This window comes from Chryseobacterium soli, assembly GCF_000737705.1.
Taxonomy (GTDB): Bacteria; Bacteroidota; Bacteroidia; order Flavobacteriales; family Weeksellaceae; genus Chryseobacterium; species Chryseobacterium soli.
The window spans coordinates 518,758-544,449 of the sequence record NZ_JPRH01000004.1 but is presented as its reverse complement, the minus strand read 5'-3'; the positions used below and the strand labels follow the sequence as shown (position 1 = coordinate 544,449).

General features: G+C 36.1%; 27 protein-coding genes. 23 read left to right on the top strand and 4 right to left on the bottom strand.

What is annotated here, in order from left to right; all coding sequences use genetic code 11:
• Positions 1-37 precede the first annotated feature (37 nt).
• Positions 38-1,030 carry an MBL fold metallo-hydrolase gene (locus IW15_RS12810; RefSeq protein WP_034711733.1) on the top strand — a complete coding sequence of 331 codons (993 nt, stop codon included), beginning with the start codon at positions 38-40 and terminating at the stop codon, positions 1,028-1,030.
• 157 nt (positions 1,031-1,187) lie between these two features.
• Here IW15_RS12810 and IW15_RS12805 read toward each other — a convergent pair whose 3' ends face one another.
• Positions 1,188-3,407, bottom strand: coding sequence for an NADP-dependent isocitrate dehydrogenase (locus tag IW15_RS12805; RefSeq protein WP_034711731.1), 2,220 nt, complete (start codon positions 3,405-3,407; stop codon positions 1,188-1,190).
• Between the two features lie 382 nt (positions 3,408-3,789).
• On the opposite strand from IW15_RS12805, the gene tpx reads away from it, so the two are divergent.
• The 4 genes from tpx to IW15_RS12785 all read left to right on the top strand — a co-directional run bounded on the left by tpx (position 3,790) and on the right by IW15_RS12785 (position 6,439).
• A complete protein-coding gene (tpx, locus tag IW15_RS12800) occupies positions 3,790-4,287 on the top strand; it encodes a thiol peroxidase (protein ID WP_034711730.1) in 498 nt (165 codons plus the stop codon).
• An 84-nt stretch (positions 4,288-4,371) separates the two neighbouring features.
• Positions 4,372-4,716 (top strand): VOC family protein, encoded by a 345-nt coding sequence (locus IW15_RS12795; RefSeq protein WP_034711728.1) that lies wholly within the window; start codon positions 4,372-4,374, stop codon positions 4,714-4,716.
• A 14-nt stretch (positions 4,717-4,730) separates the two neighbouring features.
• Positions 4,731-5,135, top strand: coding sequence for a glyoxalase superfamily protein (locus IW15_RS12790; RefSeq protein WP_034711727.1), 405 nt, complete (start codon positions 4,731-4,733; stop codon positions 5,133-5,135).
• Positions 5,136-5,227: 92 nt separating this feature from the next.
• On the top strand, positions 5,228-6,439 hold the full coding sequence (locus IW15_RS12785) for a DUF763 domain-containing protein (RefSeq protein ID WP_034711726.1): 1,212 nt from the start codon (positions 5,228-5,230) through the stop codon (positions 6,437-6,439).
• 329 nt (positions 6,440-6,768) lie between these two features.
• On the opposite strand, the gene mdlD is transcribed toward IW15_RS12785, so the two are convergent.
• Positions 6,769-8,088: an NAD(P)-dependent benzaldehyde dehydrogenase MdlD gene (mdlD, locus tag IW15_RS12780; protein WP_034711724.1), complete on the bottom strand. Its 1,320-nt coding sequence runs from the start codon at positions 8,086-8,088 to the stop codon at positions 6,769-6,771.
• Between the two features lie 9 nt (positions 8,089-8,097).
• Positions 8,098-8,778, bottom strand: a complete 681-nt coding sequence (locus tag IW15_RS12775) for a type 1 glutamine amidotransferase domain-containing protein (RefSeq protein WP_034711723.1) — start codon at positions 8,776-8,778, stop codon at positions 8,098-8,100.
• Positions 8,779-9,175: 397 nt separating this feature from the next.
• Here IW15_RS12775 and IW15_RS12770 point away from each other — a divergent pair, with 397 nt between their 5' ends.
• From IW15_RS12770 to gcvP, 18 genes are all read left to right on the top strand, one after another.
• Positions 9,176-9,766 (top strand): Crp/Fnr family transcriptional regulator, encoded by a 591-nt coding sequence (locus IW15_RS12770; RefSeq protein ID WP_034711721.1) that lies wholly within the window; start codon positions 9,176-9,178, stop codon positions 9,764-9,766.
• A 76-nt stretch (positions 9,767-9,842) separates the two neighbouring features.
• Positions 9,843-10,250 (top strand): VOC family protein, encoded by a 408-nt coding sequence (locus IW15_RS12765; protein ID WP_034711720.1) that lies wholly within the window; start codon positions 9,843-9,845, stop codon positions 10,248-10,250.
• 4 nt (positions 10,251-10,254) lie between these two features.
• Positions 10,255-10,716: a hypothetical protein gene (locus IW15_RS12760; protein WP_034711719.1), complete on the top strand. Its 462-nt coding sequence runs from the start codon at positions 10,255-10,257 to the stop codon at positions 10,714-10,716.
• A 124-nt stretch (positions 10,717-10,840) separates the two neighbouring features.
• The gene (locus IW15_RS12755; RefSeq protein WP_034711718.1) at positions 10,841-11,365 is read left to right on the top strand and encodes a hypothetical protein; all 525 of its coding nucleotides are present in this window, start codon (positions 10,841-10,843) and stop codon (positions 11,363-11,365) included.
• A gap of 3 nt (positions 11,366-11,368) precedes the next feature.
• Positions 11,369-12,145: an alpha/beta fold hydrolase gene (locus IW15_RS12750; RefSeq protein ID WP_034711717.1), complete on the top strand. Its 777-nt coding sequence runs from the start codon at positions 11,369-11,371 to the stop codon at positions 12,143-12,145.
• Between the two features lie 102 nt (positions 12,146-12,247).
• Positions 12,248-12,679 (top strand): VOC family protein, encoded by a 432-nt coding sequence (locus IW15_RS12745; protein ID WP_034711716.1) that lies wholly within the window; start codon positions 12,248-12,250, stop codon positions 12,677-12,679.
• 79 nt (positions 12,680-12,758) lie between these two features.
• Positions 12,759-13,172 (top strand): SRPBCC family protein, encoded by a 414-nt coding sequence (locus IW15_RS12740; protein WP_034711715.1) that lies wholly within the window; start codon positions 12,759-12,761, stop codon positions 13,170-13,172.
• A 35-nt stretch (positions 13,173-13,207) separates the two neighbouring features.
• Positions 13,208-13,459 carry a helix-hairpin-helix domain-containing protein gene (locus IW15_RS12735; RefSeq protein ID WP_228384363.1) on the top strand — a complete coding sequence of 84 codons (252 nt, stop codon included), beginning with the start codon at positions 13,208-13,210 and terminating at the stop codon, positions 13,457-13,459.
• 44 nt (positions 13,460-13,503) lie between these two features.
• The gene (locus IW15_RS12730; protein WP_034711712.1) at positions 13,504-14,361 is read left to right on the top strand and encodes a VOC family protein; all 858 of its coding nucleotides are present in this window, start codon (positions 13,504-13,506) and stop codon (positions 14,359-14,361) included.
• 48 nt (positions 14,362-14,409) lie between these two features.
• Positions 14,410-15,243: an SDR family oxidoreductase gene (locus tag IW15_RS12725; protein WP_034711710.1), complete on the top strand. Its 834-nt coding sequence runs from the start codon at positions 14,410-14,412 to the stop codon at positions 15,241-15,243.
• Between the two features lie 269 nt (positions 15,244-15,512).
• Positions 15,513-15,941: an SRPBCC family protein gene (locus IW15_RS12720; protein WP_034711709.1), complete on the top strand. Its 429-nt coding sequence runs from the start codon at positions 15,513-15,515 to the stop codon at positions 15,939-15,941.
• 88 nt (positions 15,942-16,029) lie between these two features.
• Entirely contained in the window at positions 16,030-16,476 is a 447-nt protein-coding gene (locus IW15_RS12715) for an SRPBCC family protein (RefSeq protein ID WP_034711707.1), read from the top strand.
• A gap of 104 nt (positions 16,477-16,580) precedes the next feature.
• Complete coding sequence (locus tag IW15_RS12710) at positions 16,581-17,039, top strand: DoxX family protein (protein ID WP_034711706.1); 459 nt, start codon at positions 16,581-16,583, stop codon at positions 17,037-17,039.
• Between the two features lie 389 nt (positions 17,040-17,428).
• Complete coding sequence (locus tag IW15_RS12705; RefSeq protein ID WP_228384362.1) at positions 17,429-17,983, top strand: RNA polymerase sigma factor; 555 nt, start codon at positions 17,429-17,431, stop codon at positions 17,981-17,983.
• Positions 17,984-17,996: 13 nt separating this feature from the next.
• On the top strand, positions 17,997-18,344 hold the full coding sequence (locus IW15_RS12700) for a hypothetical protein (RefSeq protein ID WP_034711702.1): 348 nt from the start codon (positions 17,997-17,999) through the stop codon (positions 18,342-18,344).
• 92 nt (positions 18,345-18,436) lie between these two features.
• Positions 18,437-18,694, top strand: a complete 258-nt coding sequence (locus IW15_RS12695) for a hypothetical protein (protein ID WP_034711700.1) — start codon at positions 18,437-18,439, stop codon at positions 18,692-18,694.
• 607 nt (positions 18,695-19,301) lie between these two features.
• Positions 19,302-19,946, top strand: a complete 645-nt coding sequence (locus IW15_RS12685; protein WP_034711697.1) for a J domain-containing protein — start codon at positions 19,302-19,304, stop codon at positions 19,944-19,946.
• A 1,034-nt stretch (positions 19,947-20,980) separates the two neighbouring features.
• Positions 20,981-23,839 carry an aminomethyl-transferring glycine dehydrogenase gene (gcvP, locus tag IW15_RS12680; RefSeq protein WP_034711696.1) on the top strand — a complete coding sequence of 953 codons (2,859 nt, stop codon included), beginning with the start codon at positions 20,981-20,983 and terminating at the stop codon, positions 23,837-23,839.
• A 1,165-nt stretch (positions 23,840-25,004) separates the two neighbouring features.
• Here gcvP and IW15_RS12675 read toward each other — a convergent pair.
• A complete protein-coding gene (locus tag IW15_RS12675; RefSeq protein WP_131368554.1) occupies positions 25,005-25,619 on the bottom strand; it encodes a hypothetical protein in 615 nt (204 codons plus the stop codon).
• Between the last annotated feature and the right edge of the window lie 73 nt (positions 25,620-25,692).

The window sequence follows — 25,692 nt, the reverse complement described above, 5'->3', positions numbered from 1 at the left end:
ATTGTAATGATCATAAAAATAAAAAAACACATACATTATGAATAGAAGAGAACTTTTAAAAACCGGATTGCTCGCAGGAGCGTTCAGTATCATTCCATTTTCAAATACTTTTGCTGAAACCAAAGAACTTTCATCCTCTTCTGAAGATGATCTTTCAGGATATAAAAAGGTTCAATTAGGCGACTTAGAGTTGTTTATCCTTACTGATGGTTATATCCATGAGAAAAATTTGAAATCTTTTGCTCCGCGAGGAAATCTTTCTGAACTGAAGGCACTTCTCAAAGATAGCTTCCGTTCCGAGGAGTATATTGACATGGCAATGAATGTACTCCTTGTCAAAACAAAGAACCGCCTGATTCTTATGGATACAGGAATGGGTATTTTTGCTGATGAAAGAACCGGATTTGTACTGAAAAGCTTGAAAAAAGCAGGTTTTTCTCCGGCAGAAATTACAGATGTATTTATTTCCCATGCGCATCCTGATCATATTGGCGGAGTTGTAGATAAGCAGGATAAATTGGTTTTCCCCAATGCCAATCTTTTTATTTCAAGAATTGAATATGATTTTTGGATGCAGGCTAGTGCTAAAGATTTTAAAAATAGCGAACTGAGTAAATATCCGGAAGTGATTCAACAGATTATTCCTTCCATTCAGAAAGTATTAAAACTCATAAAGCCGAAACTAAAGTTTTATGAACTGGATAAAACGCTGTATGAAAATTTCAGTTTTCAGTTAGCGCCGGGCCATACTCCGGGATTGACAACGGTTGCTATTGCATCTGGCACAGAAAAGCTGTTGTATATTGCAGATTTGATACATTCTGATGTGATCTTATTTCCTCACCCGGAATGGGGCTATTTTGGAGATACCGATTTAGACATTGCTATAGCATCCCGTAAAAAACTGCTTAAACAATTAGCAGAGACAAAAACAAGAGCTTTATCATACCATTTGCCATGGCCGGGACTCGGTTTTACAAAAACCAAGAATAATGAGTTTGAATGGATCGCAGAAAGTTTCACGAATTAATCAGAATAAACCATTACGGAATCCATCAAGAATATTCAATAGAAACGGACTTTAGTCCGTTCTGCTTTTATAAATTCCAATGGCTTTAGCCTAAATTTATAGTAAAAACAAAAAAGCACCTGAAAAGGTGCTTTTTTATATATGTGAATGTTGACAATTAGATTCCGTCAACAATTTCATTTAAAACTGTGCTTGGTCTCATTGCTTCATACGTTTTGTATGTATCAGTTTTGTAGTAACCATCAATGTTTTGAGGCTTACCTTGAGCACCAATTAATTCAGAATTAATAACTTCTTCATTTTCCTGCATTGCTTCTGCAACCGGAGCAAATTGAGCTGCTAATTCAGCATCAACAGTTTGGTTTGCCAGCGCTTCAGCCCAGTACATTGCTAAATAGAAGTGAGAACCTCTGTTATCAATTTGTCCAACTTTTCTTGCCGGAGATTTGTCTGTAGCAAGGAATTTAGCGTTTGCCTCGTCTAATGCATCTGCTAACACCTGAGCTTTTGTATTCCCCTGAGTTTGTGCCAAATGCTCTAAAGATGCCTGTAATGCTAAGAATTCTCCTAATGAATCCCATCTTAAGTATCCTTCTTCCAGGAACTGCTCAACATGTTTTGGAGCAGAACCACCAGCTCCTGTTTCGAATAAACCACCTCCGTTCATCAATGGAACGATAGAAAGCATTTTTGCAGAAGTTCCAAGCTCTAAAATTGGGAACAGGTCAGTTAAGTAATCTCTCAATACATTTCCTGAAACAGAAATAGTATCTTTTCCTTCTCTTGCTCTTTTCAACGTTTCAGTCATTGCATCTTTTACATCAAGAATTTTGATGTCTAATCCTGCAGTATCGTAATCTTTAAGATATTTTTCAACTTTTTTGATGATCTCTCTGTCGTGAGCTCTTCCTTTGTCTAACCAGAAAATAGCCGGAGTATCAGATAATCTTGATCTGTTCACTGCTAATTTTACCCAGTCCTGAATAGGAGCATCTTTAGTCTGACACATTCTGAAGATATCGCTTTTTTCTACCTTTTGAGAAAGAAGAACGTTTCCGGCTTCATCCTGAACTTCAATCGTTCCGTCTGCAGCAGCCTGGAATGTTTTATCGTGAGATCCATATTCTTCAGCTTTTTGAGCCATTAAACCAACGTTAGGAACAGATCCCATAGTTGTAGGGTCCAGTTTACCGTGAGCTTTCATATCATCGATTACAGACTGATAGAAACCTGCATAAGAACGGTCTGGAATGATACAAACCGTATCTTCCTCTTTCCCTTCTTTGTTCCACATTTTACCTCCACCTCTTACTAAAGCAGCCATAGATGCATCAACAATAATATCAGAAGGAACGTGGAAGTTGGTAATTCCTTTGTCAGAATTTACCATAGCTACTCTTGGTCCGTTTGCTAAAGCCGTTTCAATGTCTGCTTTAATGTCAGCTTCCTGAGCATTTCCTTTGATTTTATCAAAAAGATCGGCAAGACCGTTGTTAGGATTAACATCTAAAGACTTAAATGTCTCAGCATATTTAGTAAATACATCTTTAAAGAACGTTTCTACAATAGCTCCGAAAATAATAGGATCAGAGATCTTCATCATCGTAGCTTTTAAGTGTGCAGAAAGAAGTACGTTTTTGCTTTTAGCTTCTTCGATAGCTTCCTGTACGAAAGTTCTTAAAGTATTCAGGTTCATTACAGAAGAGTCAATAACTTCTCCAGCCTGAAGACCTGCGAAATCTTTTAATAAAGTTTCAGCACCGTCGTTTCCTTTGAAAACAATTTTGTATTTCGTAGCGTTCTCAAGAGTTGTGGAAGTTTCAGTACCATAGAAATCTCCGTTATTCATGTGGGCAACATCTGTTTTGCTGTCAGAAGCCCAGTCACCCATTCTGTGTGGATTTGCTTTTGCGTAGTTTTTAACTGCTTTTGGAGCACGTCTGTCAGAATTTCCTTCTCTTAACACAGGATTTACAGCGCTTCCTAATACTTTAGCATATTTAGCTTTAATCGCTTTCTCTTCGTCATTCTTAGGCTCTGCAGGATAATTTGGAACGGCGAAACCTTTAGATTGTAATTCAGCGATAGCTGCATCCAATTGAGGAGCAGAAGCTGAAATATTGGGTAATTTAATAATGTTGGCGTCAGGTTGTGTAGCAAGCTGGCCCAATTGAGCTAATGCATCATCAATTTTTTGATCATCTTTTAAGAATTCAGGAAAGTTGGCTAAAATTCTTCCTGCCAAAGAAATATCCGGAACTGCGATCTCAATATTTGCTGATTTTGTAAATGCCTTTACGATAGGTAAAAATGAGTGTGTTGCCAGCATTGGCGCTTCATCCGTAAGTGTGTAATAAATTTTTGATTTGTCTGACATTATACTGTTATTTATTATTTGATTTTTAAAGTCTCACAAATTTACTAAATATGATTGTTTTATAAAGGTATTTCCATAAAAAAAAGAGGTATAGGCCTCTTTAAATTTATATATGTGTGATTGCATACGCTCCGGTACCGTCAAAATTTATAGTGAATTCAATTTTATGATTTTTCGGAGTGCTCGTAAGGTTGGGAAAAGTAATATTGGCACCATCAATATCAAAAAGTCCGTCATTCAGGTTTTTTCATATGATTTCCTCAGATTACCGTATGATGGTAGGAAGCAGATGTTTTATTTCACTTTAAGAATTATTTAACCTTTACTTCAATAGAAAAAATATCTAATTTGAGTAAATTTGAAAAACTTAAAAAGATATATTATGTCAAATATTACATTAAAAGGAAACGAAGTACATACAATAGGAACATTACCATCTGTGGGAACAACGATTAACGATTTTGCACTGGTAGATTCAGGATTGAATGTAAAAACGCTTTCAAATTTTGATGGAAAGAAAAAAGTGTTCAATATTTTTCCAAGTATTGATACTCCAACGTGTGCGGCTTCTACAAGAAAATTCAATGAAGAAGCTTCTAAATTAGATAATGCCGTAGTAATCAACGTTTCTAAAGATTTACCATTTGCATTAGGTAGATTTTGTGCAGCAGAAGGCCTTAATAACGTAGAAACTCTTTCAGATTTCAGAAGCAGTTTCGGAGACGATTATCAGGTAACTATTACCGATTCTCCATTGCAGGGGTTATTGAGCCGTGCAGTAATTGTAACGGATGCAGACAACAAAGTGGTATACACAGAGCAGGTTTCTGAAATTGCAGATGAACCTAATTACATTGCAGCCATTGAAGCATTGAAATAAATAAACCATAAAATTTCATAAAGCCCTGTGGAAGTTTCATTTTGCAGGGCTTTTTCAGCAGTAAGAATTTCTAATTTTTTTGAAATGGTAAAAAGAATTGTAGCCAATATACAGACAGATGACCTGTCAAAAGCTGATGAATTTTATCACCGGATACTTGGACTTGAACTCCTGATGGATCACGGATGGATCAGGACATTTGGAAATGATGAAACTGCAAAGGTTCAGATCAGCTTTGCGGTTCAGGGTGGTAATGACACCGAAGTTCCGGATCTTTCCATTGAGGTTGATGAAGTGAATCAGGTGTACGAACAAATGAAGGCCTCCGGTTTTGAAATAACATATGACATTACTGATGAAGACTGGGGAGTCCGGAGATTCTTTGTCCGTGACCCATTTGGAAAAATAGTAAATATCCTTTCTCATTAAAAATGTAAAATCCAATGAAAGCTGAACAGATTATCCCGGTTCTCAGAATTTTTGATTACCAAAAAACAATTGAATTCTATATCGATTGGTTAGGTTTTGAAATCATGTGGGAACACCGTTTCGAAGACCATACTCCCGTTTATATGGAAGTGAAAAAAGGCAATATCATTTTTCATTTAAGCGAACATCACGGGGATTCAACTCCTGGAAGCAGTGTGTTTATATTGGGTGAAGGCGTAGCGGATTATCATCAGCAACTGATTGATAAAAACTACAAATACAACCGTCCCGGACTTGAAAAAACATTTTATGATGCCATATCCTTTACCGTACATGATCCCTTCGGAAATAAAGTTATTTTCAATGAAAAATTTGATACCGTCAAACATCAGGATTTGAAATTGTATTCTCCGGAATAAAGGAATGGTATTCCCGTTACTTTAGTATTTCAAACTTCATTGAGTAAGGTCATCAAAACTTTACCGTATTAAAGCTAAATTTACAGTCAATAATGAAACGATCAGGAACAGCAGATTTACCCCTTCACTATGGCAAAGTACCGCCATGGCTGTACGAACGTATGTCTATTCTCGGACTTTCCATGATCGAAGTGATCTTAATGGATTACGGGAAAGATGAGGTTCTAAGGCGGTTGGCAGATCCATTTTGGTTTCAGTGTTTCGGTGCTGTAATGGGGATGGATTGGCATTCCTCTGGAATCACAACCTCTGTGATGGGCGCCTTGAAACGCTCAATCAATCCCAATTCACAATCGCTTGGAATTTATATCTGTGGTGGAAAGGGCAAATTCTCAAGAGAAACTCCGTCAGAACTGATTCAGATTGCTGATAAAACAGGGTTAAATGGAACAGAACTCGTAAAAGCCAGTAAACTTTCAGCAAAAGTGGATAATACAGCCATTCAGGACGGATATCAATTGTACCTGCATAATTTTATTCTGGCTGATAACGGGAACTGGAGTGTTGTTCAGCAGGGAATGCACGAATCAGACGGTACGGCAAGACGTTACCATTGGCACTCAGGAAATATAAAATCATTTATTGAAGAGCCTCATACAGGAATCAACGGGATTTCCAGAGGACGAATCCTTAATCTTACCGATGCGCAGGCCTCTGACAACCGTAAAGGTATTCTGGATATTTCTCACACCGATTCTGCAGAAATCATGAATGATTTTTCAAGACTGATTCTGCCGGCGCATCATGATGTCCGGGCTTCAGATGTTGATCTGAAAAGATTGGGAGCTTTGCTTTATGTTACCCGCGAGCAGCAGCCTCAAAACTTTGAGGACCTGTTGTTATTGGAAGGAGTAGGACCCAGAACCATGCAGTCGTTGGCGTTGGTAAGTGAAGTGATACACGGAGCACCGTCAAGATTTAATGATCCTGCACGGTTTTCTTTTGCCCATGGTGGAAAAGACGGACACCCGTTTCCGGTTCCGACCAATGTATATGATGAAAGTATTCAGATTCTCAGAACAGGTATTGAAAAATCGAAATTGGGAAATTCTGACAAATTGAAAACTTTGAACAAACTCCATCAGATTGTTGCTGAAACAGAAAAAGATTTCACTCCGGATTTCGATATCCAACAAGTGATAGAAGAAGAAAGACAGAATTCATGGAAATTTGGTGGAAAAACCGTTTTCGGAGATGCCGTAAAACCTAAAAAACCGAACGACATTCAGCTGTCTTTGTTTTAAATATCATATCACCTGCAAGAATTTACCATGATCATCTGTGTAAATCTGAGAAATCTGTGGTTATAGAAAATGTAAACTACAAAAGTCACAAAAGTTTTAAAGCACTTTAGTTTTTTAAGTTTAAATGATTGCGCATAATAAGTTCACCTAAGTAAAAAATCTGATTAATTAGCATAATCCGCGAGAGTTTAACATACTCATCTGTGCAAATTTGTGAAACCTGTGGTTATAAAATATAAACCACTTTACTTTTTAAGTTAAATCTTTCCATTTGAGAATAAGTTCCAAATAAAAAGCCTTGCAAATAAAGATTCACAAGGCTAATATTATTATTTCAACTCCAACACAGACCGTGCATGGCTAAAGGTCTCAAAGCTGTACTTCCCATGGTATTTCCCCATTCCGGAGGTTCCAACCCCACCAAACGGCAGAAAATGTACTCCAACATGAATAAGGGTACTGTTGATCTCAGCATCTCCGCTTGTAGTTCTGTTCAACACATCGGCTGCAAAATTGCTGTCTTCTGAAAATACATATAATGCCAATGGTTTTGGTCTGGAATTAATTTCATCCAAAACGGTTTCAATATCAGTATACGTTAAAAACGGTAGGATAGGACCAAAGATTTCCTGCTGCATTACAGCATCATCCCAGGTTACATGATCCATGATGATGGCTTCAAAATGACGGGTTTCAAGATCATAATTTCCTCCATAGACTACTTTATCCTGCGCTGCGGTTAAATAGCCTGCAAGATTTTTAACCTGTTGTTGAGAAACAATTTTACCGATTTTCCCTAACGAAGTATCCGGATACGTTTTATCTAAATGGGCTTTAAGTCTTTGAATAAGCTCATCTTTTATAGATTCATGGACATAAATATAATCCGGAGCTACACAGGTCTGCCCGCAGTTCATCCATTTACCTCTGGCAATTCTTTCAACTGTTTTATTAAGATCTGCATCTTTATGAACAATCGTTGGTGATTTTCCACCCAGCTCAAGCGTTAGCGGAATGAGCTTTTCAGCAGCTGCTTTCATAACGATTTTTCCGACATTAGGACTTCCCGTAAAGAAAATATAGTCAAAGTCCAGGCTTAGCAGCAATGTGTTTTCTTCAATGGCACCCTGAACTACGGAGACATACTCAGGAGTGAAAGCTTCTTTTACAATCTTTTCAATAACACTGGCTACATGCGGAGTATTTTCCGATGGTTTAATGATTGCAGTATTCCCGGCCATTAAAGCGCCTACTAAAGGACTGAATGTCAATTGTACCGGATAATTAAAAGGACCTACAATGTATACAACACCATACGGCTGATGGATAATTCTGCTCAGCATTTCATTCCCGGAAGAATGGGTAACCGTTGGCATTTCAACAGGTTTTGCCCACGCTTCAAGATTTGCAATACAGTAGTCTAATTCATCAACTACTAATTTTATCTCAGCGTATTCTGCTTCCTGCCTGCTTTTTCCCAGATCAGTATATAATGCATCACAAATTTCATCCGTATGTTCAGATAAAACCTTTTTAAAACGTTCCAGCTGTTTGATTCTAAAATCAATAGATTGTGTTTGACGGGACACAAAAAACTTCTTTTGACTTTGAAAAAGATTGGTAATATGTTGGGTTTGTTCAGTATTCATTCTTAGGATTTATTTTTTTAAAAGGGACATTATTTTTTCTGCTACTGCTTCTGAAGAGGCTGGATTCTGACCGGTAATCAACAGGCCGTCTTCCACAACGTGTACTCCCCAGTCAGCACCTTTGGTATAATGACCACCCAGTTTTTGTAATTCATCTTCTACCAGAAAAGGAACAACTTCAGTAAGCTGTACAGCTTCTTCTTCGGAATTTGAAAAACCGGTTACATTTTTTCCTTTAACGAAAGGATCTCCATTTTCAAATGTTACATTCTTAAATACTCCTGGAGCATGACAAACGGCTCCTACAGGTTTCCTGCTGTTGTAAAAGTCCAAAATAAGTTTTGCCGAATCTTTATCATTGGCCAGATCCCAAAGCGGGCCATGACCTCCAGGATAAAAAACAGCATCAAAATCAGATGCTTTCATTTCTGATAATGGATGAGTGTGGGCAATAAGATTTTGGGTTTCCTGATCTTTATAATAGCGTTCAGTAGCTTCTGTCTGAGCAGATTCTGCTTCACTACTTGGGTCTATGGGAGCCTGGCCTCCTTTTGGTGTGGCGATGGTAATGGAATACCCATTATCTTTAAAAGTATAATAAGGAGCTGCAAATTCTTCTACCCAGAAGCCTGTTTTACGTCCCGTGTTTCCCAGTTGGTCGTGGGAAGTAATGACGAATAATATATTCATAGTATATATGTTGTTTGTTTAACGGTTATATTTTTTTGACATTAAGGATAAGCAAATACAGTGCACTTCTCTTTATATAAGTCAGTTATTTGATTGAAATGTTTTATGACTATTATAGAAGGCTCAGGTAAAATGCTTTCAGGTACCTAAACATAACAGAAATTAAGATTCATCAGACTATTATTCAATGATATAAAGGGACAATTATTTTTTATTTTAAAATGGATGAAAGAAATTGGGGAATTGCAGAATGTATGATAAGGTGAAAAAGAGTGTTGGGAATATCATCCTCTGTGCTGTCTGCCCATGCCAGCAATGCTTTATGAATTTATTTGTGATTTCTCTCACTAATTCCAATAAAAATGATAATTTTAAAACCGTATAAAATACTCACCTGATGAATAGTAAAGCCTTAGATATATGTTATGATTTTCCGTTTTTTATGCATGATGAGCTTGATGAAATATTCCAGGCACATGAAAAGGTAACCTTTCAAAAAGGAGAGTATATTCTTGAAGAAGGAAAAACGGCCAATGAATATTACATTCTGGAAAAAGGGCTGGCCAGATCTTTTGTCAATGATTTTAACGGAAATGAAGTAACCACCCATTTCTTTGCAGACAATGAAATTATTATTGAGGTTTTATCACTTTTCCAGAGAATCCCCTCTCAGGAAAATATCGTTTGTATTACCGATTGTGAGTGCTATCGGTTAGACTATGATACTTTTCAGGACTTATTTCATAAAATTCCCAATCTTCGGGAATGGGGAAGATCATGGATGTCCAAAGAACTTTTTACCTATAAGCAGCGATCTGTAGAAATGTTCACCCTTTCTGCCACCAAACGCTATCTCAATCTTTTAGAACAAAAAGCTCAGGTTGTACAGTTTGCCCCTTTAAAACAGATTGCCTCCTACTTAGGCGTTACAGATACTTCTTTAAGCAGAATCCGCAAAGAATTGGTTTCCCATCCAAAGAAAAATTAAATCTTGTCTTATGACAAGTAGATATCCGTAACGACTTGGTAATTTTGGTTAAAAGTTTAACATTAAAAATTACAAAATGAAAATCAATCAAATCTATGTGAATCTTCCCGTGAAAGACATTCAGAAAACAAAAGAATTCTGGACAAAACTGGGATTTACCATCAACGAACAATTTTCAGATGAAAAAGCAGTTTGTGTAGTGATGAATGACAATATTTATGTCATGTTTTTGACAGAAGAGTATTTTCAGACTTTTTCTGAAAGACCTGTTCCCAAAGGGGATACCACTCAGGTTTTGGTAGCCATAGGACTCAACAGCCGTGAAGAAGTTGACCAGGTGGTACATGCTGCGGTTGAAAACGGAGCTCATCAGCACGAAGAACCACAGGACTATGGATGGATGTATCAAAATTCTTTTTGGGACATCAACGGACATGGCTGGAATGTAACGTTTGCAGATCTTTCTCAACTTCCTCAAGGATAATCAAATGGAAGCACAATCAAATGATATTACCATTATAAAATATCTGATATCGAGTAATTACAAAGTAATTTCGATGAATATTAATGATATTTCAAACGAAGAATCAATGATTTTTCCCAATGGTGATGCTAATTGTATGAATTGGATTTTAGGACATTTAATTTATATAAGAAATGCTTTTTTGAATGTTTTAGGTGAAGAATCTGTTTGGGATAATGATCAATTTTCATGCTACAACAGGGGAGAAATTCCTTTGAACAGAAAAGATGAGTTTATAAGTTTCGAAGATTTAAAGTCTTATCTGAAAAAATCCCAGGATAAGTTTGAAGCAAAACTGAACAGTCTTGAAAACATTGATGCTGCAATAATTAATGATGTATCAGGATTATCTCTTCACGAAATTTACCACAGTGGTCAATTCGGTTATCTAAGAAGAATTCTCGGGAAATCTGGAGCGATAAAATAAAGGAGAATTACTTTCAAAGATTGTACAATCTGTAAAATGTAAATTCATTAATTGGGATTAAGCTCAAAAAAAATCTGCTTAATCTGCACAATCAGCGAGAAATTTAATCAACCAAATCAAAAAAATGGACACACCAACTTCAAAAAAATTAGACATTATTATTCCTGCTTTTCGAGGACACAGCCAAAGTTTTCTGTTGGTCCTCGATGGAATTTCTGAAGAAAATGCACTCAAAAGAATTGAAGGCAGAACCAATCATATCATATGGATGGCCGGCAATTTTCTCGACATGCGCTATGCACTCGGAAATGTACTTGGGCTGAACGAAGAATTTGAGTATAAAGATTTTTTCTTTCAGGGGAAAGCCCTGGATGAAAGTTTTACATATCCTTCTCTGCAGCAGCTTAAAGATGAATTTCATAAAATTTCACCTCTTGTTTATCAGAAGTTGCTTGCTGCTACCGATGAAGAGCTGGAAAAAGCCTTTCCCATGGGAATGAATATAGATTTTTTCCCAGAAAATATCTTAAACTTCGTTGGAATGTGTATTGGTCGTGAAGATTATCTGTGCGGACAAATCGGGCTGATGCGTAGAATTCTCGGGTACGAAGGGATGAAATATGATTTTGATAAAAACCTTAACTATTAAATCATGAATCCTCTGGAAAAAGGATACAAAAAGGTTAATGGTATTCAGATGTATTATGAAATCTATGGTTCCGGAAGGCCGTTGGTATTAATTCATGGTGGCGGTTCTTCGATGCTGTTTGATTTTAAAGAAGCCATAGAACGGTTACAAGACAAATTTCAGCTCATTGGAATTGATCTCCAGAATCATGGAATGACAGAACATCGCGATATCCCGGAGACTTTTGAACAGGATGCCCATGATATTGCTGCCCTTTTGAAAGAACTGGAAATTGACAAAGCCTCATTTTGGGGATTCAGCAATGGTGGGAATACCGTGATGCAGGTTGCGCATCTTTATCCCGCGAAGGTGGAGAAACTGATTATAGCTTCTTCATTTTATAAAAAAAACGGAATGATAGACGGATTTTTTGAAAGTATGCAAAACGCTACATTCGAATCAATGCCTGAACCACTTAAAATCAATTTTTTAAACCAAAATCCGGACTTTTCAAAACTCGAAAACCTCTTTGATAAAGACTGCAAAAGGATGCAGAATTTTGAAGATTGGGATAATACAATTTTAACGTCGATAGAAGTACCCACATTATTGATCTCAGGAGATAAAGATGTGATGAAACCTGAACATACTGTTGAGATGTGGTGCCTGATTTCCGATGCTCAACTCATGATTCTGCCGGCTACCCATGGCTCCTATATGATGGCGGATTTCGAAGGAAATGTTGACAGTAATTTAATAGACCTGACGGTTTCCGAGATAGAGAAATTTTTAAACAAGTAAAAAATCTCTGGATTCTTCCAGCTTATAATAAGAGTTGTCGCAAAGACTTTACGCATTGTGCGCTATAACTACAATTAATACAAACTTTTAAAAACAAATAGCATGGCTAAATTAAATCCGTACCTCAATTTTGATGGTACAGCAGAAGAAGCATTCACTTTTTACAAATCTGTTTTCGGCGGTGAATTCCATGGTGAAATACATAAAATGGGAAATGCTCCCGGTACCGAAAATTTATCTGAAGAAGCAAAAAACAGAGTAATGCACATTGCCCTTCCCATCGGCGGAGACCTATTAATGGCGTCTGACATTGTCCCGGAATTCGGGCAAAGCCTAACCGTTGGAAATAACAACTACGTATCTATTTTCCCTGAATCCAAAGAAGAAGCAGACAGGCTTTTTAAAGGACTTTCTGAAGGCGGAAACGTAGAAATGCCGATTGAAGACCAGTTTTGGGGAGATTACTTTGGAAGCTTTCAGGATAAATACGGGGTTCATTGGATGGTGAACTATAATGAAGAATATACAAAATAATCTTATATTTATCTAAATTATTATAGAAGGGTAACTGTTTTTGGTTACCCTTTCACTGAACAATTAAAATAAAAGAACGATGGATCCAATTACAATAGACATTACGATTTTAGCCCCTGTGGAAAAGGTTTGGAATTATTTCAACGAGCCGAAACATATCACTAAATGGAATTTTGCCCATGAAAGCTGGCAGTGCCCAAGTTCTGAAAACGATTTGAGGGTAGGCGGAAAATTCAAAACCCGAATGGAGGCGAAAGATGGCAGTTTTGGATTTGATTTTGAAGGAATTTATGATGAAGTCATTCCCCACGAGAAAATACAATACCATCTTGAAGACGGGAGAAAAGTAGACGTTATTTTTAACGCCATTGACGAAAACACGACGAAAGTAACCGAAATTTTCGATCCTGAAAAACAAAATTCCGTGGAAATGCAGCGGGAAGGCTGGTATGCTATTCTCAACAATTTCCATAAATACGTTGAAAACCACTAAAAAACTCTGCAACAGTCATGATAAATTTAATCATAATGGCAAAATGTTTAAGCTCCATGTATGCTGTTGATCATGTTGTTAGAGGAAATTTTTTGCAAGGAATCATTGCATCTCCTGCAAGAAGGGCTTTAGAAACAGAAAAAATTGATTCTTTGGAAAAATTATCAGATTATTCTGAAGAAGAAATCATGCAGTTTCATGGCTTCGGAAAGAATGCTATGGAAAAGCTGAAAAACCACATGAAAGAAAATCATCTTTCCTTTAAAAAGAATGAAAAAATAAAATAACACCGGTTATTTGAAAAAAATTCACCCCTTAAATTTTAAAAATTATGAATAACGATATTTTTCCATGTCTCTGGCATGATGGAGATGCAGGCGAAGCTGCTGCATTGTACTGTAAAATATTTGGCGGAACCATTACTGCCGACACACCGGTAGTGGTGAATATTGATCTTTTTGGCCAAAAACTGATGCTTTTGAACGGTGGACCACACTTTGAAAAAAATGCTTCCGTTTCTTTTATGGTCATTTGTGATACAGAAGATGAGGTTCAGCAATATTGGGATCAGTTATTAGAAGGTGGAATGGCTTTAATGGCCCTGGATTCTTATCCTTGGAGCAAAAAATACGGTTGGGTAAAAGACCGGTTTGGTACGACATGGCAGCTGTTTTTAGGAGAAAAAGCTGATGAACAGAAATTAGTGCCGACACTCATGTTTATTCATCAGAATAATGGAAAAGCCAAGGAAGCCATGGAGTTTTATACTCAAACCTTCCCGAATTCTAAAATAGGAAATATTTTACATTATAAAGATGGGGGTGAACCTAATGAAGTTCTTGAAAATGTTCAGCATGCTCATTTTGTGATCGACGGATATAGCTTATTTTGTATGGATAATTCCTATGACCACGCCTTTGATTTTAATGAAGGAATTTCAATGGTGATCATGACGGATGATCAGGAAGAAACCGATCATTTATGGAATACCTTGATTTCTGGCGGTGGAAGAGAAAGTATGTGCGGCTGGTTAAAAGATAAATACGGATTCAGCTGGCAGATTGTTCCTAAAAAACTGATTCAACTGATGAATGATGCTGATCAGGAAAAATCTCAGCAAGTTGTTCAGGCAATGATGAAAATGCAGAAAATTATCATTAAAGATTTAGAAGAAGCTTATAACGCTTAATACATTTCGGCTTGCTGTTTGATGTTTGTTTAGAAAATAGATTTGCCTATGAAGACACAGAACAAGTCACAATCTAAATCAAAAGTACCCAAAGATGGTTTATTTCCCGAGATTATTCGTGAAAACTATCGGGGAAGCCAAAAACTGGCCAATAAAAAAGCGCTTATTTCCGGAGGTGACAGCGGAATAGGGCAGGCAGTAGCCGTTCACTTTGCAAGAGAAGGAGCGGATATTGCTGTTGTATATAAAGAAAGTGACAAAGATGCTAAAGAAACCTTGAAGCTCGTGGAAAAAGAAGGCGGAAAATGCATTCTGATAAAAGGCGATATTTCAAAAGCTGCTTTCCGTACAAAATGTGTACAGAAAATAAAAAAAGAATGGAAAACCCTGGATATTTTAGTTAATAATGCCGGCGTTCAGTTTCCAAAGAATGATATTGAAAACATATCGGATCACCAGATACAGGAGACCTTTAATGTCAATATCATTTCCATGATTTCTTTTACAAGGAATTTTCTTGCCCTTATGAATAAAGGCGGAAGAATTATCTGTACGACTTCTGTTACGGCCTATCGCGGAAGTGATCATTTACTTGATTATTCTGCTACAAAAGGAGCCATTGCAACTTTTATTCGGTCGTTGGCCGTTAACCTTGCAGAAAAGAAAATCCTGGTCAATGGAGTTGCTCCGGGACCCATCTGGACGCCTTTGGTAAAGAAAACGTTCGATACGCTTTCAACATTTGGAAAAGACACTCCGTTAAAACGGGCAGGGCAGCCTTCTGAAGTGGCACCGGCTTATGTTTTTCTGGCTTCTGATGATGCCACTTACATTACAGGCGAAATCATTCATATCAACGGCGGAGATTTTGTGGGTGGTTAATTGTAAAATAAGGAGACCATATACAATTTTACACCACTGTCATTCTGACGAAGGAAGAATCTCATGATCGCTTAGATTCTTCATTTCACTACGTTACATTCAGAATGACAGAGTCATAATAATAAGAAGAAGATGGCAGGGCTAATGTAAAATTGTATATAATTACCTAAAATTAAACGGTGAAACACTAATTGGGCCCTTTATTGTTCAGTATATTTTTACATCATAATTATCCTGTAAGGGATTCATTTAAATAATAAACGACAAACATGGAAACATTATCTTATGAAATTGAAATAGAGGCAGCACCGGAAAGGATATGGGGTGTACTTTGGGGCGATATTACATACAGACAATGGACAACCGCTTTTACGGAAGGTTCTTTTTATGAAGGAACTCTTGAAGAAGGAAGTATTGTGAAATTTTTTGACCCCAAAAACAACGGAATGTACAGCCGGGTTGAGAAAAACGAACCGGGAAAAGAAATGAAATTTCTGCATCTTGGTGAAATCTATGATGGAGTGGAAGCTCCTCAGGAATGGGGTGAAGCTACTGAAACCTATATTTTAGAGGAAACCGAAAGTGGGACCACTTTAACATGTACAATTCAGACACCTGCAGAATTTAAAGATTTTTTCGAGGAAAACTTTCCAAAAGCCTTGGGAATTATTAAAAATCTTTCAGAAAATCAGCTCTAAATTGTAGAGAAAACTCTTTGATAAAAGCATAACTTTAAAATGAATGCTTTTGTGATTGAAAAAATAATTAAATCATCAAATCAAAATTATGGAAACATTATCATATGAAATCGTAATCAATGCTCCGGCACAGAAAGTATGGGATATTCTTTGGGGACCGGAAACATACAGCGAATGGACCCAGTTTTTCGGGGCGGGATCTACTGTTATGAAATCCGACTGGAAAGTAGATGGGAAAACCTATTTTGTTGATGCAAAAGGAGATGGTATGGTTTCCACCATTGATAATATAGATGAACCGAATCAAATTATTTTTAAACACTTAGGAATGGTGAAGGATGGAGTGGAAGATACCGAAAGCATGGAAGTCAAGCAATGGAGCGGAGCTTTTGAAAAGTATATTCTGATTGATTTTGATGGCCAAACCAAGCTTCACACTGAAGTACAGGTCGAAAAAAACTGGCAGGAATTTATGAATACAGGTTTTACAAAAGGGCTGGAAGTGGTAAAAAAGCTTGCTGAAGAATCCAGATAGTATGGATGCCATTGGAAATTCCGGGTCGGGAAGTCTGATTTTGATTAACTTTACTCTTTCTTCAAATCATCTCAGGATTTAATTACCCTAAAAATAATACATCTATGAAATTATTAACCATTCTGTTCGGTACTTTTCTTTTGGCTTTGCTGGGAACAACTATTGTTCAGGGAAACTGGAATTTTTTATTTTCCGGAAATCTTGGGATGGCGGTCTTCATCATTTTTACAGGCCTCTCTCATTTTAAATTTCAAAAAGGAATGGCGATGATGATTCCGGATTTTATGCCGGCAAAAATGTTTTGGGTATACGCTACAGGCTTTATAGAAATTGCGGCAGGTATTGGGTTGATGATTCCTTCAATCCGTGAAATAACCGCTATACTACTGATTATTTTTTATATATTGGTTTTTGTAGCCAATATTAATTCATCAAAGAAAAACATCAATATTTTCAAAGGAGATTATACAGGACCGGGGATGACCTATCTTTATAAAGAAAGAATTCCGATGCAGATTATTTTAATTGCATGGACCTGGTATTTTGGAATCTATTTAAGCTAAATAATACATTGCGGAATGCAATAATAACAGAGCGGGAAGTATTTACTTTCCGTTTTTTTTATTGTCTGTTGTCTGGTGTTGGTTTATGGTTGATTGTGTATGGTTGTTGGTGTTTGGTTTTTAGTTCTTAGTTCTTAGTTCTTGACTCTTATAACTCTGTCGATTCCCTAGCCCTGATAGAAGCGGTACCCCACAGCAAGCAAAGGGAAAGGCTTGGCGCGAGGAGTAAAAACGGATAGCAGGAATGGCTTCCTAAAAAAATATAAAGTGCTATTATGTGCTGTAAACAAAAGAAAAATTGACTATTGTAAAAAAATACTTTACATTTATTAAAGTAAAACCAAAAGATCGATCGTCATAGCAATATGGAGGTTGTCGAAAAAATAACAATGCCACAGAAGGAGAAAGAAAGTATCATCTCGCAAACCGTTTCAAAGTACGGCGGAAAGCTGATGTCCTATATTCGTCCAAAAGTGAAAAACACGGAAGATGCGGAAGATATTCTGCAGGAAGTGTGGTACCAGTTCAGCAGTCTTACCAATCTTTCCGAGATTGTAAATGTTGGCGGCTGGTTATATAGAGTTACTGCCAATAAAATTACGGACAAGTATCGCAAAAAGAAGACGGAAAACCTTGAAGATTTTGTATATGAGGACGAAGATGGCAGCTTTTCTATAAAAGATATTCTTTTGCTGGATGAAAGTGCAGGCCCAGAAGTGAAAATGTTTCAGGATGAAATCTGGAAAAAGCTTTTTGAAGCTTTGGATGAATTGCCGGAAAAACAAAGACTGGTATACGTCGAAAACGAATTGAATGACAGGACGCTTCAGGAAATAGCTGATGAACAGGGCGAAAATATCAAAACGATTATCAGCAGAAAAAACTATGCTGTGAAGCACTTAAGAAACAGGCTGAGAAAATTATACGAAGATTTAAATAGTTAGTAAAAAGAAAGGTATGAATCATAATAAACACAAAAAAGGCTGGATTTTTTTATTCTTATGTCCGCCGTTAATCTTACTGGGAGTTACATGGATCGTCATGGCTCTTTGGAACTGTCTGCTTCCCGATATTTTAGGGGTGAAATCGATAACTTATTGGCAGGCCATGGGGATATTGATTTTAAGTAAAATTCTTTTTGGAGGCTTCCATTTTGGAAAAGGAATGAGAGATTTTAAAGAGAAAAAAATGATGCGGGAAAAAATGATGAGTTTATCTCCCGAAGAGCGTGAAAAATTCAAAGAAGTCTGGAAAGACAGATGCTCAGGCGGATTCTTTAACAGAAACAACAGAACTAACGAATAATTTTAAAAATTGTAAAGAAGTAGTAAAGTAAAATTTAAACTTATTCGTCTATATAAAAAACAAGAAGTAGTAAAATTTAAAATTCGAAAAAAATGAAAAATTCAGTATTAAAAGGTGCTCTTGGAGCATTAGCCGTAGTAGGTGTAGCATTGGTTGCTAAAAAAATGGCAGAAAGAAAAAGATTTATAAAAGGTATTTTTAACGAATACGGAATTAAAGAAAGATCTCCTTTCGGACTTGCAGATAAGATCAGAGAAATGAATGATGAGGAGTATCAGGAGCTGAAAGGAAAATTCAAAAAAGAATTTGCTTCAAAATGCTGCAGAAAAGAGAATACGTGCGAAGCATAATTCGTAAAAACTAAATTGAAATTGTTTAATTCAGGCTCGGGAAGCTTTGCTTCCCGAGCCTGAATTTTTTTTATCGGAAGTATGCAAAAAAAATAATCTGAAAACAATCTGAAAACAATCTGAAAACAATCTGAGAAATTATAAGAAGCTTACTCCCGCTATCCGCTCATACTCCTCGCGCCAATCCTTTTTTCCATCGCCTGCTGTGGGGTAACCGCTGCTATCGGGGCTAGGAGACTCAACGTAATTACTACTACCGTCATTGCGAACGAAAGGTAAATCCATCTCATCAACTATAAGCACAACCTTTCAGACTTTTGCGTTTAAGACAAAAAAGAGATTGCTTCGTCTCTCCGTTCCTCGCAATGACGGTTTGCTTTATATGGCTTGAGCAGTATTCTTCATCAAGCGAAGCGCCTTTGCGCCTAAACACATCCAGCAGACAACATTTTTGCGCCTTTGCGTTTAAAAAAAGAATAATTAACAAAGAATCAAGAAATACAAAACGAACACTAAACACCATCAACAAACAACTCACAACCGACAACAATTTTCCCCACATAAAAAGCATTTCGAAAAATATTTTCTTATTTTTGTACCGTTATACATGAAGGATTATTACTATTTTCTCGGGATTTCTCACGATGCTTCGGAAGAAGACATCAAAAAAGTCTATAGAAAACTCTCTTTAAAATACCATCCGGACAAAAATGATAACGATGATTTCTTTGCAGAACGTTTCCGTGAAATTCAGGAAGCGTATGAAACGCTGAGTGACAAGGCTAGAAGGAAAACGTATGATCAGAATTTAGAGAGCCATCAGAAAAGTTTCAGATACAATATTCCGCCTGCTATTAAAACTTTTACGGCCAATAAAATTCATGCAAAAAAAGGAGAGGAAATTATCATCAACTGGCAGACGAGCAATGCTGATGTTGTGAAAGTGCTGCCTTTCGGACTTGAAAAGGCTTATGGAGAAAGGATCTTTAAAATCACAGAATTTAAAGACGGAAAATTTCAGCTTTTGCTTCATGTCACCAACTCATTACTGCACAAAACAGTGGTTCAGGGAATCACCATTACTGAAGTGTTTGAAAATGACACTGAAAAATTCAAAAGCAGTGTAGAAGAATTTTTTAAACCACAGCCACGGACTAGAATGAACAGAATGGGCCAGCCTAAAATTGTGGCACTCATTTGGGGAGTTATCATCCTGGCAGCAGCCATCTATTTTATTATAAAAAGCTTGTAAACTAAGCCAATTTCTTTCTTCCGGGACATTTTTTACATCTTTTTCCTTTTTTGAATTTCTTGCAGCAGGATTTTTTTTCGCAGTACATTTCTTCATTACTAAAAGAATATACAGGAGTTAAAGGCGGTACTTTAAAAGGGACAATCATATTCATGCTGCAAATATATTAATTTAGAATAAATATAATTAATAAATTTTCATAAATCATACTTTTTTCTCTATCAGCTGGTTTATAGCTGTATAAGTGAATCGAAAATTCCCATTTTAGCATTTTTGTGATTCCAAAATTGATATCAGATACTGGATTTTGAATGTTTTTATACTTTCATGAATATCTAAGAGGGATCCTAAATATAAAGGTACGTATTAGTGATGGTTTTTTTTATCAGGTAGGTTTTTACTCGATACATTTTTCGGATTAATATGAATTTTTCATTAAAATATCTTCAATTTGAAATACAGGCAAAATCGTTGGGAAATTACAATCGTAAGATTCACAAGCTTATTTAAACTCACTATAAAAAGCTTACTGAACTACACGGTTTTTTACTTAAACAGTTGGGTAGACTAAGGATAAATATCTGTTTTTATAAAGATAAATAAGCAAAGTATTTACTCCGTAAGTTTTTCTAGGATCGATAATATATTGTACGGAATATTAATTTGGCGAAAAAAAGATCAATAGAAAATATTTCTTTTTAATTTGAATTTCAGTGGTTTAAATAAATTGAAATTCAAACATCAGAGTATTCAAAAAATGTATGGATTGATCAATCGTTTGCATTGGGATGAAAAAGAATTAGATCTGAATTCCGGAAATTAAACACATCAAAACAGGATGAACTTTTAAACGATAAAAATGCTGCTGATAAAATGAAGATTTATTCTTTTGTTGATGAAAGTTTTAAAAACATGTGTTTTTCGAATTGATATTAAGCTTTTGTTAATTTATTGTCAATTCTGAGCTATTGCATAATTCTTTGAGAAATTGTAATTTTACAAATCTTTTTTACAAACAAAATCTAATATAAAAAATGAATACAGAACAGTTTGTGAGCCGTCACATTTCCCTTAATGAAGCCGATAAACAGGCCATGTTGGAAAGAGTGGGCGTTTCAAGTATCGAAGAGTTAATTTCTCAAACCATTCCTTCTTCTATCCGTTTAGAAAAAGATCTTGAAATCTCAGAACCGCTTTCAGAGTATGAAATGCTAACTCATTCAAAAGAATTGGCATCAAAAAACACTGATTATACAAGCTATATCGGTTTTGGATATCATAATACTCTTTTACCATCGGCTATTCAGAGAAATATTTTCGAAAATCCGAGTTGGTATACAGCGTATACTCCTTATCAGGCGGAAATTGCACAGGGAAGATTGGAAGCTCTTCTTAATTTTCAGACTGTTGTATGTGATCTGACAGGCTTTACATTGGCAAATGCTTCATTATTGGATGAATCTACAGCGGCTGCCGAAGCAATGCATATGTTCTTCAACAATAGAACGAAAGATCAGAAAAAAGCAAATGCGAACAAATTCTTTGTTTCGGATCTTGTATTACCTCAAACCGTTTCTGTACTGAAAACTAAAGCAGAAGGACTGGCCATCGAAATTGTAGTAGGTGACCATAAAACCCACCAGCTTGACGAAACCTATTACGGAGTTTTATTACAATATCCAGGTAAGAACGGAATCGTTCTGGATTATACGGAAGATATTGTTGGATATAAGAAATTAGACCTTCAGGTAGTGGTTGCTTGTGACCCAATGGCATTGGTGAAATTGAAATCACCGGCATCTATGGGTGCTGACTGTGCGGTTGGAACTTCACAGCGTTTTGGAATTCCATTAGGATATGGAGGTCCTCACGCAGCATTTTTCTCTTGTAAGGATGATTATAAAAGAGATATTCCGGGAAGAATTATCGGAGTTTCTCAGGATATGTACGGAAAACGTGCATTGAGAATGGCTTTACAGACCAGAGAACAGCACATTAAAAGAGAAAGAGCAACTTCAAATATTTGTACGGCTCAGGTTCTTTTAGCAGTAATGGCTGGAATGTATGCTGTATACCACGGTCCTAAAGGATTGAATTATATTGCTGACCAGATTCACTTTAAAGCAAACGCTTTGAAAAACGGTCTTAAAGCATTAGGATATGAAGCTGTTGAAGAACCGATCTTCGATACGGTAAAAATCTTGATGAACGAAGATGAGAAAGGAAGATTATCAAGAATGATGCTTGATCACCGATTGAATCTGAACTACTTCACAGAAGGAGTGGTAAGTATTGCTATCAACGAGAGTACAACATTAGATAAATTAAATGTTCTAATGGCTTCTTTTGCTCAGTTTAAAGACAAGCAAACATTCAAATTAGAAATAAAAGAAGGATACAGCATTCCTGAGGAGAATTTAAGAAAAGACGAAATTCTTACTGAAGAAGTATTCAACAAATACCATACAGAAACGGAATTGATGCGTTACATCAAACGTTTGGAAAGAAAAGATTTATCATTAACCCACTCGATGATTTCTCTAGGTTCTTGTACCATGAAGCTGAATGCTGCTACTCAAATGTTGCCGCTTTCTTGGGCTGATTGGGGAAGTGTTCACCCATTTGTACCGGTTGACCAGGCTGGAGGATACCAGGAAATGATTAAAGAACTGGAGAAAGATTTGGCAGAGATTACTGGTTTTGCAGGAACTTCTCTTCAACCGAACTCCGGAGCTCAGGGAGAATATGCAGGATTAATGGTGATCAGAGAATACCATATCTCAAGAGGAGAAGGTCACAGAAATATCGTATTGATTCCACAGTCTGCACACGGAACCAACCCGGCTTCTGCAGCAATGGCTGGTATGAAAATCGTGGTAGTTAAAAATCTTGAAAGCGGAGAAATTGACTTTGAAGATTTAAAAGCTAAAACAGAACAGCATTCAGAGAATTTATCTTGTGTAATGATCACGTATCCGTCTACTTACGGATTCTTTGATGCCAACATTATAGAAATTACAGACTTGATCCACAAGCACGGTGGACAGGTGTATATGGATGGAGCGAATATGAATGCTCAGGTAGGATACACAAGTCCTGGAAATATTGGAGCAGACGTTTGTCACTTAAACCTTCACAAAACTTTCGCTATTCCTCACGGAGGTGGAGGTCCTGGAGTTGGCCCGATCTGTGTTGCCAAACACTTGGTACCATTCCTTCCTACGAATGCAAATATCCAGGTAGGAACTAAAGAAGCTATTGACGGGATTTCTGCTGCTCCTTACGGTTCAGGATTGATCTTGAATATTTCTTACGCTTATATTAAAATGCTGGGAACTTCAGGCTTGAAAAAAGCAACTGAACATGCGATCTTAAATGCTAATTATCTAAAAGAAATCTTAGCAGAGCATTTCCCGATCTTATATTCAAACAAAAACGGAAAAGTAGCTCACGAGTGTATCGTAGACTTCCGTCAGTTCAAGTCATTAGGAATTGAAGTAGCTGATGTTGCCAAGAGATTGATGGATTATGGATTCCATGCTCCAACCGTTTCTTTCCCGGTAGCAGGAACGTTAATGATCGAGCCTACTGAATCTGAAAGTAAGGCTGAGATCGACCGTTTTGCAGAAGCTTTAATCTCTATCAAAAGTGAAATCGATGAGATTGCCAATGGCGAAGCAGATGCGACCAACAACGTATTGAAAAATGCTCCTCATACTGAACAGCTTGTCATCTCTGATAACTGGGATAAACCTTACGGCAGAGAGAAGGCTGCTTATCCACTAGAGTGGGTAAGAGACCATAAATTCTTTGCAACGGTTGCAAGAGTAGATGAGGCTTATGGAGACAGAAATTTAGTGTGTACTTGTGAGCCAATTGAAGCTTATATGTAATACAATATTATATCATAAAAATCCCCCGTTTAGAATCTCTAAATGGGGGATTTTCATTTTATTTTTTCTTATTTATTCTTCGTAAAATAGATGATGACAGAAATGTACCTGCCATGATCAGGCATGTTATCATAACAACTGTCAATAGTGTTGATTTACTGTCGCTCTCAGTTGAAATATTGGTTTTTTGACTGCATGAAAGCAGAAATACTGTTACTGCAAATGCGTAACAGAGTGATAATTTTTTCATCAAGTATGTATTGTTTGTTTGGTGGAGGATAAACAAAAAAAGTGCCGGATGTGTTGATTTTTAATTAATTATGAAATAGGAAGCCGGAGGTGATGTGTAGTTAATTCGTAGAATCTATATAAATTCATGTAGGTTTATTAGAGTATTGGGATGATTGAGAACATTTTATTCAATTATGAAAAGCTGTTAGTATTCTTTTCTGTTATTTCAAATCATTAAAAATTGAAGTCGCTGCTTTACGGATTGTTCTTCCGTTTCAATAGTTTCTCTCAGTTTCTCTATCTTTACATACATATTAATAAAAAAATGATGAATAACAATCCCTTTTATATTTTACTCCTTGTAATAGTTATTGCTGGAGGCTATACTCAATTTAAAAAAAGAAATAGATGATTTTGCTCTAAACAAAATAATGATTGATACTTATAATGTTAACATTATGTATATCATAAAAAAACCTCCGTTTAAATTCTAAACAGAGGTTTTTTTATTCTTTTATCCTGCTATCTTCTTCGGTAGCTATAAGCTACGACAAGTGCTATACCCATAGTAACAAAAGTAACCATAGAAACAGTTTTAATAGATACTTCACTGTCCTTTACCTGTGATGCATTGCGATGTTTATCACATGAGGACAAGAAAACTACTGCCATAAACAGACAGCTCAAAAGTAATTTTTTATTCATAAATATAATTGTTTGGTTTTTACTGTTTTACGAGCAAAAAATATACCGAATTGTCTATTTTTATGAGAATTCTATATGTGATGAATAGGAAATGATTGGAATAATGTAATTTTTAGAAATTAATTTATTTTGTTGGCGGAGAGCAATAATTATACTTTCAAAATTCAAAACTTCTATATCAATTATAGTGCTTTCTGCAATATCAAGGGGCTAATTTATTAGCAGTTGATTAATCTCTCTCCATTATTCGGTACCAATTTTCTTCTAATTTCCAATTATATTCAGGTTCTAGTTTTATTTGCTTTTCGTATTGTTTTTTTATTTCATTGTCATTTGTGAATATAAAATAAGTCTGTGGTGATTCAAAAAATCCACGGGAAATCCAAAACTTAATAGTTTTTGTATTTTCTGTTTTATTTTTATAAATCCAAATGTCATTTCCTCCGTTTGAAATAATTGGAAAATTAAATGAAAGTTTACAAATACCATTATTCATTTTCGTGTTGGATCCCAATTTTTTAGTTAAAACTTCTTTTATTATTTGCTTACGTTTATTATAGGAAATCGTCCAGTCAATTTTTTCAATTATTAATTTTGGAATTTTGTTGAAATTGTAAAATGTCAGGAAAAATAAAATGAATGTTATAGAGAGATTTAATATTCTGTTTTTCTTTAAGCTTTTAAGTTCTTTTATTGTTTTTGTTACCTGCCTTACAAATAAAATCAGCAATATAATACAGACTAAAAGCCAGGAAAATGGTTGAATAAAATAAGGAAGACAAAAATAGTAGGCAAACACAAAAATTAACCATATTATTACCAAAGTTGATATTTTTTTTGTCATTACTTCATCTTTAGATTCTGTTAATAATCTTGGTATTCATGCTTGAGTAAATATATTTTTTAATACATCTCAA

Excerpts from the sequence above, each read along its gene's own strand:
- IW15_RS12810 (WP_034711733.1), top strand. The coding sequence starts at position 38 with ATGAATAGAAGAGAACTTTTAAAAACCGGATTGCTCGCAGGAGCGTTC.
- IW15_RS12805 (WP_034711731.1), bottom strand. The coding sequence starts at position 3,407 with ATGTCAGACAAATCAAAAATTTATTACACACTTACGGATGAAGCGCCA.
- tpx (WP_034711730.1), top strand. The coding sequence starts at position 3,790 with ATGTCAAATATTACATTAAAAGGAAACGAAGTACATACAATAGGAACA.
- IW15_RS12795 (WP_034711728.1), top strand. The coding sequence starts at position 4,372 with ATGGTAAAAAGAATTGTAGCCAATATACAGACAGATGACCTGTCAAAA.
- IW15_RS12790 (WP_034711727.1), top strand. The coding sequence starts at position 4,731 with ATGAAAGCTGAACAGATTATCCCGGTTCTCAGAATTTTTGATTACCAA.
- IW15_RS12785 (WP_034711726.1), top strand. The coding sequence starts at position 5,228 with ATGAAACGATCAGGAACAGCAGATTTACCCCTTCACTATGGCAAAGTA.
- mdlD (WP_034711724.1), bottom strand. The coding sequence starts at position 8,088 with ATGAATACTGAACAAACCCAACATATTACCAATCTTTTTCAAAGTCAA.
- IW15_RS12775 (WP_034711723.1), bottom strand. The coding sequence starts at position 8,778 with ATGAATATATTATTCGTCATTACTTCCCACGACCAACTGGGAAACACG.
- IW15_RS12770 (WP_034711721.1), top strand. The coding sequence starts at position 9,176 with ATGAATAGTAAAGCCTTAGATATATGTTATGATTTTCCGTTTTTTATG.
- IW15_RS12765 (WP_034711720.1), top strand. The coding sequence starts at position 9,843 with ATGAAAATCAATCAAATCTATGTGAATCTTCCCGTGAAAGACATTCAG.
- IW15_RS12760 (WP_034711719.1), top strand. The coding sequence starts at position 10,255 with ATGGAAGCACAATCAAATGATATTACCATTATAAAATATCTGATATCG.
- IW15_RS12755 (WP_034711718.1), top strand. The coding sequence starts at position 10,841 with ATGGACACACCAACTTCAAAAAAATTAGACATTATTATTCCTGCTTTT.
- IW15_RS12750 (WP_034711717.1), top strand. The coding sequence starts at position 11,369 with ATGAATCCTCTGGAAAAAGGATACAAAAAGGTTAATGGTATTCAGATG.
- IW15_RS12745 (WP_034711716.1), top strand. The coding sequence starts at position 12,248 with ATGGCTAAATTAAATCCGTACCTCAATTTTGATGGTACAGCAGAAGAA.
- IW15_RS12740 (WP_034711715.1), top strand. The coding sequence starts at position 12,759 with ATGGATCCAATTACAATAGACATTACGATTTTAGCCCCTGTGGAAAAG.
- IW15_RS12735 (WP_228384363.1), top strand. The coding sequence starts at position 13,208 with ATGGCAAAATGTTTAAGCTCCATGTATGCTGTTGATCATGTTGTTAGA.
- IW15_RS12730 (WP_034711712.1), top strand. The coding sequence starts at position 13,504 with ATGAATAACGATATTTTTCCATGTCTCTGGCATGATGGAGATGCAGGC.
- IW15_RS12725 (WP_034711710.1), top strand. The coding sequence starts at position 14,410 with ATGAAGACACAGAACAAGTCACAATCTAAATCAAAAGTACCCAAAGAT.
- IW15_RS12720 (WP_034711709.1), top strand. The coding sequence starts at position 15,513 with ATGGAAACATTATCTTATGAAATTGAAATAGAGGCAGCACCGGAAAGG.
- IW15_RS12715 (WP_034711707.1), top strand. The coding sequence starts at position 16,030 with ATGGAAACATTATCATATGAAATCGTAATCAATGCTCCGGCACAGAAA.
- IW15_RS12710 (WP_034711706.1), top strand. The coding sequence starts at position 16,581 with ATGAAATTATTAACCATTCTGTTCGGTACTTTTCTTTTGGCTTTGCTG.
- IW15_RS12705 (WP_228384362.1), top strand. The coding sequence starts at position 17,429 with ATGCCACAGAAGGAGAAAGAAAGTATCATCTCGCAAACCGTTTCAAAG.
- IW15_RS12700 (WP_034711702.1), top strand. The coding sequence starts at position 17,997 with ATGAATCATAATAAACACAAAAAAGGCTGGATTTTTTTATTCTTATGT.
- IW15_RS12695 (WP_034711700.1), top strand. The coding sequence starts at position 18,437 with ATGAAAAATTCAGTATTAAAAGGTGCTCTTGGAGCATTAGCCGTAGTA.
- IW15_RS12685 (WP_034711697.1), top strand. The coding sequence starts at position 19,302 with ATGAAGGATTATTACTATTTTCTCGGGATTTCTCACGATGCTTCGGAA.
- gcvP (WP_034711696.1), top strand. The coding sequence starts at position 20,981 with ATGAATACAGAACAGTTTGTGAGCCGTCACATTTCCCTTAATGAAGCC.
- IW15_RS12675 (WP_131368554.1), bottom strand. The coding sequence starts at position 25,619 with ATGACAAAAAAAATATCAACTTTGGTAATAATATGGTTAATTTTTGTG.